This is a genomic window from Nitrosomonas sp. (assembly GCF_021731985.1).
Lineage (GTDB): Bacteria > Pseudomonadota > Gammaproteobacteria > Burkholderiales > Nitrosomonadaceae > Nitrosomonas.
In genome coordinates this window covers 58,875-76,037 of sequence record NZ_JAKFWH010000064.1, presented here as the reverse complement: position 1 = coordinate 76,037, position 17,163 = coordinate 58,875, and the positions used below count along the sequence as shown (strand labels likewise).

The window sequence follows — 17,163 nt, the reverse complement described above, 5'->3', positions numbered from 1 at the left end:
ACACCTCTCAGGCTAGTCGACCTTGGGGTTTAAAGTCAAGTTATTTGTCATAAAATCCCCTTACCTTCCCAATCAACTTCCCTGACCTAAACTACATTTATCCCTTTACTCACAATGATTAAAGGGAAATTCTAAAATCACATTCTAACTAAATTAAATGCTTCAGCTAAGCTGAGTAGCTGGTATAAATTCTACTAGACCATGTGCCCAGTTATGCAAAACATTGTTACAAGGTGTAGTCGCGTATTATGCTTAATAAACCCTCAGCGGTAAATGGTTTAGTCAAATAATCGTCTGACCCCGCCATTCTGCCGCGAGCTTTATCAAAAAGACCATCCTTACTGGATAACATAATCACCGGAATCGATTGATAAATAGGATTTTTCTTTATTAACTTACAAGCTTGATATCCATCCAGGCGCGGCATCGTTATGTCAACAAAAATAATATCAGGCTGGTTATCAACAATTTTAGACATTGCCTCAAATCCGTCTTCCGCCAAAATCACTTCGCATTCTGAAGGCCGAAGAAATAATTCAGCGCTCCTTCGGATCGTATTACTGTCATCAATAATCATGACCTTGATACCTTTCAATACACCGGTATTATCCATGTGCACTCCTTGTGATTTCAGGTTAGATATGAATTTCATTTTCTCCAGAACGCAGGTGTAAATATAACCAAGACTGTAAAGAACTCTAGTCTACCTAGCAACATGGCAAAACTGCATATCCATACTTGAAAATCTGTGAGTGACGCATAGGTCGTTGCGGGACCAATTTCACCAAGACCCGGCCCTAGATTATTAATACAAGCCACTGCTGCAGAAAAGCCCGTAATAACATCCAACCCACTAAACGTGAGCGCAAGGGTCATCAACACAATACTCGCAGCATAAATAAACAAAAATCCAAGTACTGCGAGAATGATGCGATTTGCCACCACACTTCTACCCACTTTTGCTGGAATAACCGCACTGGGATGCATAATCGTGATCATTTCACGATACACCTGCTGATACAAAATTCGAGCTCGTATCATTTTAATACCACCGCCGGTAGAACCTGAAGAGGTACAAAATCCGGATAAAAATAACATCCATAGCGGAACAAACATAGGCCATAAACTGTAATCTGTATTGCTATATCCGGTAGTGGTTGCAACGGAAACGATATTGAACGCAGCGTAGCGAAATGCCGTCAACGGATCCGTATAGACATCAGCGAACCACAAGTAGGATGCCAGCCCAATACAACTGAATAAGAGGATTATCACATACCAACCAAGTTCAGAATCATGACGATAGGGAATCAAACTTTTTGCCCGCCAAACCAGAAAATGCGTCGCAAAATTTATTCCTGCAATCAGCATAAATAGAATCGCAACCGATTCTATGAGTGGTGAATCCCAATAACCATAGCTCGCATCATGCGAAGAAAAACCACCTAGACCTAATGTCGTAAATGCATGCATCACTGCATCAAACCAATCCATACCCGCCCATCGGTACGCCACAACACAGACCAAGGTCAGGCTCGCATAAATCGTCCACAGCCCCTTGGCAGTCTCTGCGATACGCGGAGTGAGCTTGTTTTCTTTCATAGGCCCGGGTATCTCGGCATTGAGCAATTGCCGGCCCCCTACCCCCAGTAATGGCAAAATCGCTACCGCCAAAACAATCAAACCCATCCCTCCGAGCCAAACCAATTCACCGCGCCATAAATTGATAGACGGGGGCATTGCATCCAATCCCGACAACACGGTACCACCCGTTGCCGTTAATCCTGACGCAGCTTCAAAATATGCCTTACTGAGGTTAAGATCAGGAAGGTAAAATAACAGCGGTAACATAGCAAAGGCTGGCAACACTGACCAAACCAGAACCACCAGCAAAAATCCATCCCTTGTCTGCAATTCACGTTTATAGCGGCGTGTCGCCAACCACATCAGCAAACCACAACCCGTAGTAATCAGAATGGATTCTTCAAAAGCAAATCGCGCATCATCGTTGAACCACAATGCCAAACCCAGCGGAATCAGCATTGTAAGCCCGAATATCAAAACCATCTTGCCAAGTACATTAACAACAACAAAAAGCCGACTCATACCATTTCTTGTTTACAGAAAACCAACATCGACTTGAAACAATTTTTCCACTTCGCGGATCATCTTTCTATTGATCACGAATAAGATCACATGGTCCTCTTGTTGGATGATCGTGTCATGATGTGCAATAATGACGCATATATTGTTATCCGAGTGATATAAAGGCTTTTCATGCTCCGCGCTCAGATTTTCACCAAATGCTCCTTCAGATTTAGGTAATCCTCTTACGATAGCGCCAATTGTGGCACCTTTAGGCAACTTTATTTCTTCCACCTTTCTTCCGACTACCTGAGATGATTTGGCATCGCCATGCACCACCAATTCCAGTGCTTCTGCTGCGCCACGACGTAAGCTATGTACCGCAGCCACATCACCATGTCGCACATAGGCAAGCAATGAGCCAATCGTAACCTGTGCTGGTGAAATAGCAATATCAATGCGACTGCCTTGTACCAAATCAACATAGGCACGACGATTAATCAGCGCAATAACCTTGTGCGCCCCCATGCGTTTTGCCAACAGCGCCGACATAATATTATTTTCTTCATCATTCGTCAGTGCACAAAACATATCCATGTCGGCGATATTCTCACTTTCCAGCAATGTTTCGTCTGTTGCGTCACCATGTAATACCAATGCACTACTCAGTTCTGCTGCTAAACGTTCACTCGCTTGATAATTGTGTTCTATAATTTTGACCTGATAATCTTTTTCCAGTGTCTCGGCGAGACGTTTGCCTATTTTCCCACCCCCAGCAATCATCACATGTTTAACTGGTTTATCCATTTTCCGTAACTCTCGCATTACGGTTCGGATATCTTCAGTAGCAGCAATAAAAAACACTTCATCTTCTGCTTCGATCACTGTATCGCCTTCGGGAATAATCGGCCGGTCTTTGCGGAAAATAGCTGCCACACGTGAATCCACATTCGGAACATGCTTACGCAATTCCTGTAGTTGCTGTCCAACAAGCGATCCGCCTTGTAATGCACGTACAGCAACCAAACTCACTTTCCCAGATGCAAAATCGAGCACCTGCAAAGCTTCAGGGAACTCTATCAATTTCTCAATATACTCGGTTAGAATCTGTTCTGGAGAAATGGCAAAATCAACACAGAAATTCTCGGTAGAAAAAATATCTGGATGCGCCAAATATTCAGTCGATCGAATACGTGCAATCTTAGTGGGTGTGTTAAACAAGGAAGCAGCAAGCTTACAAGCTACTAAGTTCGTTTCGTCATGCTCGGTAACTGCCAGAATCATGTCCGCATCATGAGCGCCGGCATTCTCTAATACGGATGGGTGCGATGCATTACCAACAACTGTCCTCAAATCCAGGCGTTCCTGCAATAATGCCAATCGTTTCGAATCAATATCGACCATCGTGATGTCATTCGCTTCACTGACCAAGCTTTCCGCAACCGATGAGCCCACCTGACCAGCCCCCAGAATAATGATTTTCAATTAAATTACCTATTCCTTCCGATTCTCGCGCACCCAATCACGCCACTGGGTAAATAGTCCAGGATCCAATGCTGCAATCACTGATCGCTGCCAGGGCGAACCCGCCCAATAATCATCATGATCAAAGCCGCACATTTTTCCACCCGCTTCTTCCAGAATGAGTGAGCCTGCCGCATAATCCCAGGGTTTTTGCCCGCCATGCAGATACAAATCAAAATAACCTGCAGCGGTATAACACCATTCAAGGGCACAAGCCCCATAATTTCGTTGTGACGCAAACGGCGGATAGGCAGCAACTCTTGCCGCAAATTTTCTATCCAGTCGCTTCAAATCCACATTTGCCATTGCACTCGCTAATGTAGGCACATATTTCTTGATAGGCAATGCTGTTCCATTCAAAAAAGCACCGCCCCCTTTTGTCGCATAAAACATTTCATCAGACACTGGATTATAAATCACCCCCAGAACACCCTTGCCCTGTTCCATCAATGCCACAGAAATTGCAAAATAAGGCAATCCATTCAGAAAATTAGAGGTACCATCAATCGGATCGACGCTCCACAGTCCGGCCTTACCCTGAATCCATTGTTCTTCTTGTTCCTGTTTTGACATTTCCTCGCCCATGGTAGCGGCCGGATAAATCTTTTGTAACTCGAAGAGCAAAGCATTCTGTGCCGCAACGTCCGCTTCGGTGAAAAAACTACCGTCCGATTTGATCTGCCGATCCACTTGTAAATAACGCGGCATGATAACTTGCTGCGCAACCTCCCTGACAACTGCGATAACTTTCTCTAGCACATTTACTCCGTACGCCATTTGATCGAACATCCGATACTGGGGATTTGATTTTCCGGGCCATGACCTGTTGTGGCAACCTGCAGCATGGCTTCAAACAGATCGCGACGCACATCAGCGGGAGCCGCTTCTTTCCGGGATGCATCCAGACGTCCGCGATATTGCAGTTCCAGTTGACTATTGAATCCAAAAAAATCGGGTGTACACACCGCACCATATCGCTTAGCAATTTCCTGGGTTTCATCCCAAACGTAAGGAAATGGGTAATTTAATTTTTTGGCAATTAGTGCCATATTTTCAAACGAATCTTCCGGATAATCTGCTGGATCATTCGACATGATCGCAATCGCATTCATACCATGCGGCTTCAATTCGTTTACATCCCGAATAATGCGATCCTGTACGGCTTTCACATACGGGCAATGATTACAGATAAACATCACCAACAAGCCGCTTTCCCCTTTCGCAGAAGCCAGGTTATACCGCTTGCCATCAACGCCCGACAAATCAAAATCAATCGCTTTCCAGCCAAAATCACACACCGGTGTTTCCAGACTTGCCATATACTTTCTCCTGCTTTCGATGATATTTCAGAAAACTTCTTTTCAGCGTAACGCTCAGACAATGCTGAATACTTATCGTGCTATATTAGCATGAGTCCATTATTGACATTGTTACTTACCCGAATCCAACCATGCATGCTCGTTTCTATCACCCGGCGGAAATTGCCATTGGACAACTCACGGAGCTTTCCGCCGAGAATAAACATCATGCCGCGCGGGTATTGCGGCTAAAAAAAGGGGATGCAATCACGTTATTTAGTGGCCACGGCGGTGAATATTCTGCACACATCGAAAATCTCAGCAAATCAAGCACCACAGTTTTGATTGATACCTATCATGATAGGGACTGTGAATCGCCTCTTAATATAACACTTGCGCAAGCCATATGTGTTAATGAAAAAATGGATTGGATCATACAGAAAGCAGTGGAATTGGGTGTGACATGCATACAGCCGGTTTCGACTGTCCGCAGCATTGTGCATCTTTCCGACGAGCGCTCTTCCAAGCGCCTGCAACACTGGCAGAAAATCATTATCTCGGCGTGCGAACAATGCGGCAGGAATCATTTACCGCAGATATTGCCTTTGATTACACTGCCGGAATGGTTAAGTCAGAAGAAAACCACGCAACCGTCACACGACTTAAATTTGATGCTTTCCACAGCAGCAGCGGAAAGTTTAAGAAACATACCGCAACCACCTGCCAATGCGCGCCTAGCACTCGTGATTGGACCTGAAGGGGGATTTACGCAGGACGAAGAAGTAGCTGTTTTACATACCGGTTTCATTCCAGTACGTTTGGGAAAGCGTATATTGCGCACAGAAAGCGCCGCTTTAGCGGCTATTTCCGCATTGCAAACCCTGTGGGGTGACTTCTGAGTGAATAGTCCGCTTATTTAATAATAGAGAATCTTGACGATCAATGAACTCCACCACTACTGAATTTGTTTCCTGGTTCCGCTCTGTTGCGCCTTACGTCAATGCATTCAGGGGCAAAACCTTCGTCATTGGTTTTAGTGGCGAGATGGTCACCAATGCGCAATTTGTCAGCTTTATTCACGATATCAATTTACTTGCCAGCCTCGGTGTCAGATTGGTACTTGTTCACGGCGCACGCCCGCAAATTCAGTTACGCTTGGATGAATCGCAATTGGAAACGCAATCGGTCATGGGCATGCGTGTTACCGACTCCGCCGCGCTGCAATGTGTCAAAGAATCGGTGGGACGCGTGCATCATGAAATTGCCGCATTGCTCTCGATGGGTTTGCCCAATTCACCGATGGCCAACGCGTCCATTCACGTAAGCAGCGGGAATTTTGTCACGGCTTGTCCATACGGTGTTATTCAGGGTATCGATTTAATGCATACCGGAAAAGTGCGTAAAATTAATGCGCAAGCTATCCGTGCCCGCTTGGAACAAAACGATGTCGTGTTGATTTCACCGCTGGGCTATTCACCGACCGGTGAGATCTTTAATTTAACGATGGAAAATGTGGTTACCGAAGTCGCGATTGCGCTCAGTGCCGAGAAGTTAATTTTTCTTTTGGATACCCTGGATACCGCAGCAACTTCCACCGGCAATCCTGAAGCCCTGCCACGCGAACTCACAGTCGCAGAAAGTAAATATTTACTCGAGAACAAAGCACCGGCAACAAGTGCTTTACTCTCCGATGAAGTCCGCTCATCGCTACGTTGTGCGATCAAAGCCTGTGAAACGCATGTCACACGAACACATTTGATCAGCCGCCACTGCGATGGCGCCATTCTACAAGAGCTTTTCACGCACGATGGCATTGGCTGGATGATCTCACAGGAAACACTGCAAGCACTCCGCAAAGCCAGAATAGAAGATGTCGGTGGTATTCTGCAACTGATTGAACCGCTGGAAACTGAGGGTATTTTGGTGAGACGTAATCGTGAATTACTGGAAATTGAAATTGATCGCTTTACGGTTTTCGAACATGACGGTGTCATTTTGGGTTGCGCCGCGTTGTATCCGTTTCCTGAAGAAAATGCCTGCGAACTCGCCTGTTTGGCAATACACGCGGATTATCGTGACTTGGGGCACGGCAACCGTTTACTCAAACATATCGAAAGCCAAACCATTTCCCAGGGTATCCACAAACTGTTTGTACTCACAACGCATGCCACGCATTGGTTCATTGAACACGGCTTTACCGAAGCCACGCCTGCTGAATTGCCAAAAGCCAAACAGAATTTATACAATTACCGACGCCGCTCGAAGGTATTGATCAAACACTTGTGATTCAATTGGAATCACTTAAATTCACAGCAATGGTTTACTGATTGAGATCAACCTCTCATAATGACAGCTTTTTTCACCTAAACATCCTTTTGACTGATCTGGAGCAAGTAAATCAAATGGCAAGAATGGTTAAATGCATCAAACTGGGCCGAGAAGCCGAAGGCCTGGATTTTCAAACCTATCCCGGAGAACTGGGCAAACGTATTTTTGAAAATGTTTCCAAAGAAGCGTGGCGCCAATGGATCGAGCACCAAACCATGCTGGTCAACGAGAATCGCTTGAATCTCTCTGACATAAAGGCACGAAAATATTTGGCTGAGCAACTGGAAGCGCACTTTTTTGGTTCGGGGGCTGAGAAACCGATTGGATATGTTCCTCCTGAGAATTAATCTTAATTTTTGACAGTACCACCGCAAATTTAGCATTGAAATAACCTGCGAGCCTTTATCGCTCAGCGCTCCGTGTAATGATTGGTTATATAGATTCTATTTCCTTAAGAGTTTTTCCGCTTTTGTCCTTCCATGCGGTAAGGCCATTTGCATGTCCGCCATGAATCACCGCTGCTGCTGAACTCGGGCTAGTGAACTCTGCATCACTCGTGAACACCAAAGAATCGCCTTTTGTCTCCAATACACCTTCGTCTTTTAGACGCTGTCGCATATTCTTTACCCAAGGCCATTTTACCGATGAGGCGCGGTCGATTAGAACAGCGTGGGAATCCTTGAGTACTACAAAGCCATTTGGCGCCAATCGGCCCTCTGCTCTGACTCCCTTTATCTCGCAGAACAGTTTCTTGTGTTCGGATTCGGCTACGGCTTTTGCTGCCGCCGGCACGAGCAGCTCTACTCCTAGAACAGGTAATAGCTGGTTGATTTTCTCCAGAAATATTTCCATATCCTCTCTGTCGGATTCTGGCAATCGTGCTCCGCTACTTTGACCGTTTGTGACCATGGCTCGCCCGGATTTGCGTGCCTGGTCTATCAGCTTTCCTTCAAGATAGCGTATGTGAGCCTTTGTTAAGTTCTCGTCTTTGCTGATAAAAAAGATGATTTGGTTCCAAAAATCTTTTTCCAAGTGAACTTTGACTCGATCACGAATGTTCTCAGCTTCGCCGACATAGATTGCTGGTTTTCCAGACTCTGGATCAGTGCCAGTTAGGAAATAAACTCCCGAATTGCCTGATTCCTCACGAGAAAAAACACCTTCAAATTCACTTCTGGGGCCGGCAACAGCCTTCCCAGTCCAGTTCGACAGTTCCGCAGTACGAAGCCGCTTGGGATCTCCGTGAACCAGGAATATTTTGATTGTTGCACTAGGCATGTGCGAAGAAAGGAAACACTACGAAAACTTTCTGATCTGAATCCTATGATTGATAATGCAAGTCGCATTATCAATCATAGGCTTATTGAATACTTCTATGTTTTGACTTACTTAATAATCGCGTTTAATTCGCCTTTCGCATAGCGATTCGCCATACTTTCCAGCGAAATCGGTTTGATTTTACCAGCCTGTCCGGCACAGCCGAAGGCTTCAAAGCGCGCTTTGCAAATATCTTTAGCTGCTGCAGTGGCTTCTTTCAGGAATTTGCGCGGGTCAAAATTGCTTTTGTCTTTTTCCAGGCTGCGGCGGATTGCGCCGGTCATGGCTAAGCGGATGTCGGTGTCGATATTGACTTTGCGCACGCCATATTTAATACCTTGCTGGATTTCTTCCACCGGTACGCCGTAAGTTTCTTTCATATCACCGCCGTATTGACGGATGATATCCAGCCATTCTTGTGGCACTGAACTGGAGCCGTGCATCACCAGGTGGGTATTGGGAATACGTTGATGAATCTCTTTGATGCGTTGAATGGCCAGGATATCGCCTGTGGGTTTACGCGTAAATTTGTAAGCACCGTGAGAAGTTCCAATGGCAATTGCCAAGGCATCCACGCCGGTTTTGCGCACAAAGTCGGCAGCTTCTTCCGGATCGGTCAGCAATTGATCATGAGACAACACACCTTCTGCGCCGTGTCCATCTTCCGCTTCTCCCATGCCAGATTCCAATGAGCCCAGGCAACCCAGTTCGCCTTCCACCGAAACACCGACCGAATGTGCGGTATTGACAACATCAGCTGTGACTTTGACATTGTATTCGTAGGTAGAGGGTGTTTTGGCATCTGCTTGCAATGAGCCATCCATCATGACACTGGAAAAACCGCTACGGATTGCATTGACACAAACGGATGGAGAAGCGCCATGATCCTGGTGCATCACAATCGGTATATGCGGATAGGACTCAACGGCGGCCTCAATTAGATGACGCAAAAATGCTTCACCGGCATATTTTCTCGCACCTGCAGAACCCTGCATAATGACCGGGCTATTGCATTCATCAGCCGCCTGCATGATCGCCTGGATTTGTTCCAGATTGTTCACGTTAAAAGCAGGCAAGCCATAACCATTTTCTGCTGCGTGATCGAGTAGTTGTCTTAATGATACGAGTGCCATTTAATTCTCCTTCAAAAAATTATCTTAATGTGATCCTGATTTAATACAAACCCTGTTCTTTTAAAATCTTTGATTCTTGTACCGTTGCTATCGTTATTCCAGATTGGTATTGCATGCCCGTGAGCTTACGTGGCATCCACACCTTGTCTTAATTTCCATTCGCCGACTTTGATAATCTTCATCGTATTGGTACCGCCTGACTTACCGACCGGCTCGCCGATCGTCATCACCATGATATCACCATTTCGCACGACACCACGCTGGAGCAATTCCTCTTCAGCCAGATTCAGAATAATCTCCGGATCATTCAGCCCTTCGCCAAATTCAACCGGATACACGCCCCTGAATAACGTCACTCTTCGGCGTGTTTCTTCATTGGGACTCAGCGCGAAAATAGGCACCTTGGAACTTCTCCGCGACATGAGTAGCGCGGTCACACCGCTTTGCGTTAAAGCCGCGATTGCGCGAATCTGCAATCCACCGGCTGTAAACATCGTGGCACGGGCAATCGCTTCTTCAATCGTGCCCGGGCTTGTATTTGCCATCCGCTTGTCATGACTGACCAAATATTCCTTTTCAGCCTCCAGACAAACCCGCGCCATGGCTTCTACGGCTTCCACCGGATATTCACCTGCTGCCGATTCTGCTGATAGCATGACCGCATCGGTACCATCCAGTACCGCGTTAGCGACATCCGATACTTCGGCACGTGTTGGGATCGGATTAGTTATCATCGATTCCATCATCTGCGTTGCGGTCACAACTATCTTATTATTGCCGCGTGCGGAGCGAATCATTCTTTTTTGCAGGGCTGGAACAGCGGCATCTCCCACTTCAACCGCCAGATCGCCGCGCGCTACCATAATAGCGTCGGATGCTTCCACAATATCATCCAGCGCAAGAATGGCTTCTGAGCGTTCGATCTTCGCCATGATCATGCTTTTCCCGCCCGCCTCTTGCATCAATGCCCGTGCCTGCCGGATATCATCACCGGAACGGACAAACGAAACGGCCAAATAATCGGCGCCCAGTAGTGCAGCCGTTTTGATATCCTCGAGATCCTTGCTCGTCAGTGCAGGCGCACCCAGTCCGCCGCCTTTACGATTGATACCTTTATTGTTCGACAGTATCCCGCCTTGTTCAACGATACAGAATACTTGATGACCTTTCACGTGCGAAACGCTCAGCACGATGCGGCCATCGTCCAGCATTAGCGTAGCGCCCGCTTCCAGATCATCCGGCAGTTCTTTATAGTCTAGCCCGACTCTTTCCTGATTACCCAGCTCACAAGTAGCATCCAAAATGAACGGATCACCCACTTCAAGCCTGATTTTTCCGTGCTCAAACCGGCCAACACGGATTTTAGGACCTTGCAAATCAGCCAGAACACCGACAGTCAGACCTGCCGCTCGCGCCAGAGAACGAGTCAATTCCGCAAATTCAATATGTTGTTCACGCGTCCCGTGAGAGAAATTAATCCGAACAACATCCACGCCAGCCCGGATCATGCGATCCAGTATTTTCGGGTTACTACAGGCAGGACCGAGTGTTGCTACAATTTTTGTTCTTCGAATCATTATCTCTCTTGGTGATTAGTTAGCGCGTGTTTCTAAAATTTCTACTGCGGGTAATTTCTTACCCTCTAAGAATTCGAGGAATGCACCACCTGCCGTTGATATATAAGATATTTTGTCATAAATATCATATTTCTGAATCGCAGCAATAGTATCACCCCCGCCCGCCAGCGTAAAAGCACTCGTTTCGGCAATCGCCCGGGCAATTTTCTCAGTTCCTGCACCAAACTGATCAAATTCAAATACACCCACCGGACCGTTCCAAACGACTGTTCCCGCACGCATGATGATATCCACCAATTCTTGTGCACTTTTGGGGCCAATATCAAAAATCATGTCGTCATCGCTCACATTACCCGCATCTTTCAATACCGCAGGTTCGTTGGCATCAAATTTTTTACCCACCACCACATCAACTGCGATGGGAATCGATGCATTTCGCTTAGTCATCTTATCCATCAGCATCTTTGCCGTTGGAACCAGATCATCTTCACACAATGATTTGCCAACATTTTTACCGGTTGCTTTCAGGAATGTATTGGCAATACCGCCGCCCACAACCAACTGATCAACTTTCTCAGATAACGATTCGAGCACTGTCAGTTTGGTTGAAACTTTGGAACCGCCAACAATCGCCACCATTGGACGTGCCGGATTCAACAAAGCCTTAGTCAATGCTTCCAGTTCTTCGGTGAGCAGAATCCCCGCACAAGCCACTGGCGCATACTTGGCGATACCATGGGTTGACGCTTCAGCACGGTGTGCGGTGCCAAACGCATCCATCACAAAGACATCGCATAATTTCGCATACTTTTGTGCGGTATCTTCCGAATTTTTCTTTTCACCTTTATTGATGCGGCAATTTTCCAACACCACCAATTCTCCATCGGCCACATCAAAACCGCCATCCACCCAGTCACGGATTAAACGCACGGGCTTATTTAAACGGCCTGCAATATTATCCGCGACCGGTTTCAGTGAATTTTCCTCTGTCCACACGCCTTCTTCAGGGCGACCCAGATGCGATGTAACCATCACTTTGGCGCCTTGTTTAAGGCAATGATTAATCGTCGCCATCGACGCGGTAATGCGTGCATCCGATGTTACTTTACCATCCTTCACAGGCACATTCAGATCAGCGCGTATAAATACACGTTTACCTTTCAGATCAAGGTCAACAAGTTTAATAACAGACACGGCAAGCTCCAAAATTGTCTTTAAGAAAGTATAAAGGATAGCAAACGCTACCCTTTATGTCTTAACGAATTGAAAATTAAAGTCAGATAGCAATCAAGATTCTATTTTTTCTTAACCACGTATCTTCAAATACAAAACTACTTGGCAACGGTACGAACCATCTCCAGCACTTTGGTGGAATAACCCCATTCGTTGTCATACCAGGCGACTACTTTAACAAAGCTTTTATCTAAAGCCATTCCCGCTTCCGCATCGAAAATAGAGGTGCAGCTCTCACCACGGAAATCGGTGGATACTACTTTCTGATCGGTATAACCCAATACACCTTTCATTGAACCTTCAGAAGCATCCTTCATCGCTTTACAAATTTCATCATAGGATGCGTCGTTTTCCAGCTCCACCGTCAAGTCCACAACAGATACATCCGATGTTGGAACACGGAAAGCCATACCAGTTAGCTTTTTATTCAGCTCTGGAATCACGACACCCACTGCTTTGGCAGCTCCGGTAGACGATGGAATAATATTTTCCAGAATACCGCGACCACCGCGCCAGTCTTTATTGGATGGGCCATCCACTGTTTTCTGTGTGGCTGTTGCGGCATGAACCGTGGTCATCAATCCGCGCTTAATGCCCCATTTATCATTCAGCACTTTGGCTATCGGCGCCAAACAGTTTGTAGTGCAGGAAGCATTGGAAATAATGCTTTCACCTTTATAAGATTTGTCATTCACACCATAAACAAACATGGGTGTGTCATCTTTGGAAGGCGCTGACATAATCACTTTTTTGGCACCTGCTGCCAAATGTTTTTCACAGGTTTCCTTGGTTAGAAACAGACCGGTCGATTCAACCACAACTTCTGCACCCACTTCATTCCATTTCAGCTCAGCCGGATCTTTAATAGCCGTCAGTCGAATTCTTTTGCCATTGACGACCAATGTATTTCCATCGATCGCGATGTCGCCCTGGAAACGGCCATGTACCGAATCATGTTTTAACATGTAAGCCAGATAATCCGGCTCTAACAAATCATTAATAGCGACGATTTCGATATCTGGAAAATTCTGTACCGCAGAGCGAAATACCATACGCCCAATACGACCAAACCCATTAATACCAACCTTAATTGCCATACTAAAACTCCTTAAATAAGAAACTTGTTGCTGCCAGGTGAATACACATAGTCACCCAACTACTTTAATCATCAATTCGATTAGAGAATGCCTTTGACTGTCTTGACCACGTTCTCGACGGTAAAGCCAAAATGCTTAAATAATACATCCGCCGGTGCCGATTCACCAAAGGTATCCATACCTACCACCGCGCCTTCCAGACCGACGTATTTACGCCAAAAATCTGTCACACCGGCTTCTATGGCAACCCGTTTAACGCCTTTTGACAAGACACTGTCCTTGTAAGATGGTTCCTGACGATCGAATACATTCGTGCAAGGCATGGAAACAACGCGCACATGAATACCCTCTTCAGCCAATACTTTTTGTGCATTCATAGCCAAACCCATCTCTGAACCTGTGGCAATCAGGATAGCTTGTGCTTTCCCGTTGCCTGCTTCAGACAAGACATAGCCACCCTTATCAATCGATTTGATCGTAGCTGTATCCCGCTTCTGAAATGGCAGATTCTGACGACTAAAAATCAATATTGAAGGGCCGTCTTTACGTTCGATAGCGCGCGCCCAAGAAACAGTTGATTCAACGGTATCACAGGGCCGCCATACATCCATGTTGGGGATATAACGCAATGTGGCTGTCTGCTCCACTGGCTGATGCGTCGGGCCATCCTCACCCAAGCCTATGGAATCATGGGTAAATACGAAGATATTACGAATTTTCATCAATGCAGCCATGCGCAGCGCATTACGAGCATATTCAGAAAACATCAAAAATGTGGCGCCATAAGGAATCAAGCCGCCATGTAACGATAATCCGTTCATCATGGCACTCATGCCAAATTCACGCACGCCATAGTAAACATAATTACCACCGTTTTTCTGGCTAATTCCCTTAGAGCCTGACCATAAAGTCAAGTTAGATCCCGCCAGATCCGCAGAACCGCCGATCAATTCGGGCAGAATTGGTGCCAAGCCTTCAATCGCGTTTTGCGAGGCTTTGCGGCTAGCAATCGTCTCTGCCTTTGCGTTGACCTGATTAATAACGCCGTCAACATGACTGCGCCAGTTTGCGGGTAAATCGCCTGCCATACGACGGTTAAACTCAGCGGCTTCGGCAGGATGCTTTTCTGCGTACTCAGCAAATTTCTGGTTCCACTCCGTTTCAAGTATTTGGCCTTTCGCTTTTGCATCCCAAGCGCTATAAACCTCCTGTGGAATTTCAAAAGGTGGATGATGCCAGCCAATGTGTGGACGAGTAGCCGCAATCTCTACATCACCCAACGCGGCGCCATGTACCGAATGGGTATTGGCCATATTTGGTGAGCCCAATCCAATGACCGTTTTGCAACAAATCATTGATGGTTTATTGTTTACTTGCTTGGCAGCCTCAATCGCCGCTTCAATCGCTTCTGGATCATGCCCGTTGACATTGGGCACAACATGCCAGCCATAAGATTCAAACCGCTTTGGCGTGTCGTCGGTAAACCAGCCTTCCACATGACCATCAATGGAAATACCATTATCATCGTAAAAACAGATTAGTTTGCCTAAACCTAAGGTACCTGCCAAGGAACACGCTTCATGCGAGATGCCTTCCATCAGGCAGCCGTCACCCAGAAAAACATAGGTGTAGTGATCCACAATATTATAGCCAGGACGGTTAAATTCAGCGGCTAGCACTTTTTCTGCCAGCGCCATGCCTACCGCATTGGTAATACCCTGACCTAATGGACCTGTTGTGGTTTCTACGCCGGGGGTATAGCCATATTCCGGATGTCCGGGTGTCTTCGAATGAAACTGCCGGAAACGCTTAATTTCTTCCATTGGCAAATCGTAGCCGGTCAGATGCAATAAGGCATAGATCAACATGGATCCGTGCCCATTGGAAAGCACGAACCGGTCACGGTCGACCCACTCCGGATTGCCAGGATTATGACGCAGATGATGAATCCACAGCACCTCAGCAATTTCAGCCATACCCATCGGCATACCGGGGTGACCAGAATTGGCTTTTTGCACGGCATCCATAGCCAACGCGCGAATTGCACTGGTCAAATCTTTAAACACCGGCGCGTCAAAATCCTTAAATGTACCCATCGATACTAACTCCCCTATATTTTCAACAAATAGAAATGGCCGGTCTGCATATTCATATGCGATACATCGGCGGAAAAATTAGTATTATCTATTATTCTGCGCACAAAACCAATCCAGTAGCAGCAAAATTTTCTTACAAAATCAGTTTCCCCGCAGTTTAATTCCCAGTAATTTTATTTTGCGATAAAGATGTGTGCGCTCCAACCCAGCCCTGTCAGCCACACGCGTCATATTACCGCTCTCCTGATCAATCAGCCTTTCAAAGTAAGTTTTTTCAAATAAATCACGTGCTTCGCGCAGCGAAAGATCCAGCGGAATTTCAGGAGCAACAGATGTGGAAACCGATTCTGGAAAAACCATTGCCTGTTGAACGGCTTCAGCCGAAATCTCATCACCGGTACATGTCAATGCCAAAGAATGCACGACACCTGTTAACTGTGTAAGATTGCCAGGCCAATCATAATTCCGTAAGCAGTTAAGCGCTGCCGTGCTGAACTGCAAAATTGATGAAGCCTCACCCGATTCTACAAAACGTGACAAAATTTGACTGGCCAAATCAGGAATATCCTCCCGATGCGCTCTCAATGCTGGAATGCCGATGCTTAAACTACTCAGCACTTCGTATAATTTGGGATGATAAACGCCTTGTGCCGTTAACTCTGCCAAAGGTTGAGATGTCGCGCAAACCAACCGCACGTTATATTTATCCAGCTTGCTAAACAATAACAACAAACCCTTCTGCGCCAATTTACTGATTTCACCCACATCCTTTAGAAATAACAGACCACCACGCGCAAGTTCCAGCAAATCGAGAGGTGATTCAGCTAACGACAACAATGTCTCTGGCTCCACCCAGGGTGTATTAGGGCGATGCATAAAACGCGCACAAATCTCCGCGCCGGCCCCCGGTTCACCCATCAGCAGCAAAGGCGTTTTCAGATTTGTAACTTGTTCTAATCTTTTCCTGAGATCTGCAATCAAAGCACCCTTACCCAAACTGGCGAGAGAAAGTGTTGATTGCTGCTTACTTGGCCCCCCTCGCAAGGCCTTACTGACAGTACTCAGCAATTTTTGCAGCGGTATTGGTTTCTCCAAATAACCAAATGCACCAATACGCGTCGCTTCGACCGCTGTGTCGATAGTGCCATGCCCAGACATCATGATCACCGGCATCGTCAGCATTCCGTTACTGGCCCAATCTTTCAGCAGTGTAATGCCATCGGTATCTGGCATCCAGATATCCAATAACACCAGATCCGGACGCGTCTGGCTTCGCCAGATTCGTGCTTGTTCAGCATTCTCTGCCAACGCCACACGATAGCCTTCATCACGCAAAATTTCAGACAGCAATTCGCGTATGCCAATTTCGTCATCAACAACAAGTATTGTATTGTTTGTTATCATTTAGAATTCTCTCCACTAACGAAATCTAATCAGCTTATTCATAACTGTTAAATTTCACGATCATCTATGGA

At 46.2% G+C, this 17,163-nt stretch carries 15 protein-coding genes; 3 read left to right on the top strand and 12 right to left on the bottom strand.

Annotated features, from left to right (window positions below; translation table 11 throughout):
* Window positions 1–226: 226 nt before the first annotated feature.
* Genes QZ942_RS09720 through QZ942_RS09700 form a run of 5 tightly spaced genes read right to left on the bottom strand, consistent with a single transcriptional unit; the run spans window position 227 to window position 4,928 of the window.
* Window positions 227–613 carry a response regulator gene (locus tag QZ942_RS09720; protein WP_292995043.1) on the bottom strand — a complete coding sequence of 129 codons (387 nt, stop codon included), beginning with the start codon at window positions 611–613 and terminating at the stop codon, window positions 227–229.
* A 35-nt stretch (window positions 614–648) separates the two neighbouring features.
* Entirely contained in the window at window positions 649–2,106 is a 1,458-nt protein-coding gene (locus QZ942_RS09715; protein ID WP_292995041.1) for a potassium transporter TrkG, read from the bottom strand.
* Window positions 2,107–2,118: 12 nt separating this feature from the next.
* Window positions 2,119–3,570, bottom strand: coding sequence for a Trk system potassium transporter TrkA (gene trkA, locus QZ942_RS09710; RefSeq protein WP_292995039.1), 1,452 nt, complete (start codon window positions 3,568–3,570; stop codon window positions 2,119–2,121).
* A 9-nt stretch (window positions 3,571–3,579) separates the two neighbouring features.
* A complete protein-coding gene (locus QZ942_RS09705; protein WP_292995037.1) occupies window positions 3,580–4,368 on the bottom strand; it encodes an inositol monophosphatase in 789 nt (262 codons plus the stop codon).
* A gap of 2 nt (window positions 4,369–4,370) precedes the next feature.
* Window positions 4,371–4,928 (bottom strand): thioredoxin family protein, encoded by a 558-nt coding sequence (locus tag QZ942_RS09700; RefSeq protein WP_292995035.1) that lies wholly within the window; start codon window positions 4,926–4,928, stop codon window positions 4,371–4,373.
* Between the two features lie 131 nt (window positions 4,929–5,059).
* On the opposite strand from QZ942_RS09700, the gene QZ942_RS09695 reads away from it, so the two are divergent.
* The 3 genes from QZ942_RS09695 to QZ942_RS09685 all read left to right on the top strand — a co-directional run bounded on the left by QZ942_RS09695 (window position 5,060) and on the right by QZ942_RS09685 (window position 7,582).
* Entirely contained in the window at window positions 5,060–5,806 is a 747-nt protein-coding gene (locus QZ942_RS09695; protein ID WP_292995033.1) for a 16S rRNA (uracil(1498)-N(3))-methyltransferase, read from the top strand.
* A 43-nt stretch (window positions 5,807–5,849) separates the two neighbouring features.
* On the top strand, window positions 5,850–7,193 hold the full coding sequence (gene argA / locus QZ942_RS09690; protein WP_292995031.1) for an amino-acid N-acetyltransferase: 1,344 nt from the start codon (window positions 5,850–5,852) through the stop codon (window positions 7,191–7,193).
* 116 nt (window positions 7,194–7,309) lie between these two features.
* Window positions 7,310–7,582 carry an oxidative damage protection protein gene (locus QZ942_RS09685; RefSeq protein WP_292995029.1) on the top strand — a complete coding sequence of 91 codons (273 nt, stop codon included), beginning with the start codon at window positions 7,310–7,312 and terminating at the stop codon, window positions 7,580–7,582.
* Between the two features lie 85 nt (window positions 7,583–7,667).
* Here the strand turns inward: QZ942_RS09685 and QZ942_RS09680 are convergent, their stop codons facing one another.
* The 7 genes from QZ942_RS09680 to QZ942_RS09650 form a co-directional block, all read right to left on the bottom strand.
* Entirely contained in the window at window positions 7,668–8,513 is an 846-nt protein-coding gene (locus QZ942_RS09680; RefSeq protein WP_292995027.1) for a GIY-YIG nuclease family protein, read from the bottom strand.
* 107 nt (window positions 8,514–8,620) lie between these two features.
* The gene (gene fba / locus QZ942_RS09675) at window positions 8,621–9,685 is read right to left on the bottom strand and encodes a class II fructose-bisphosphate aldolase (RefSeq protein ID WP_292995026.1); all 1,065 of its coding nucleotides are present in this window, start codon (window positions 9,683–9,685) and stop codon (window positions 8,621–8,623) included.
* 125 nt (window positions 9,686–9,810) lie between these two features.
* The gene (pyk, locus tag QZ942_RS09670) at window positions 9,811–11,262 is read right to left on the bottom strand and encodes a pyruvate kinase (protein ID WP_292995025.1); all 1,452 of its coding nucleotides are present in this window, start codon (window positions 11,260–11,262) and stop codon (window positions 9,811–9,813) included.
* Between the two features lie 15 nt (window positions 11,263–11,277).
* Window positions 11,278–12,456, bottom strand: a complete 1,179-nt coding sequence (locus QZ942_RS09665) for a phosphoglycerate kinase (RefSeq protein ID WP_292995023.1) — start codon at window positions 12,454–12,456, stop codon at window positions 11,278–11,280.
* 137 nt (window positions 12,457–12,593) lie between these two features.
* Complete coding sequence (gene gap, locus QZ942_RS09660) at window positions 12,594–13,592, bottom strand: type I glyceraldehyde-3-phosphate dehydrogenase (RefSeq protein WP_292995021.1); 999 nt, start codon at window positions 13,590–13,592, stop codon at window positions 12,594–12,596.
* 80 nt (window positions 13,593–13,672) lie between these two features.
* The gene (gene tkt / locus QZ942_RS09655) at window positions 13,673–15,688 is read right to left on the bottom strand and encodes a transketolase (RefSeq protein WP_292995019.1); all 2,016 of its coding nucleotides are present in this window, start codon (window positions 15,686–15,688) and stop codon (window positions 13,673–13,675) included.
* 141 nt (window positions 15,689–15,829) lie between these two features.
* Window positions 15,830–17,092 carry a sigma-54 dependent transcriptional regulator gene (locus QZ942_RS09650; protein ID WP_292995017.1) on the bottom strand — a complete coding sequence of 421 codons (1,263 nt, stop codon included), beginning with the start codon at window positions 17,090–17,092 and terminating at the stop codon, window positions 15,830–15,832.
* Between the last annotated feature and the right edge of the window lie 71 nt (window positions 17,093–17,163).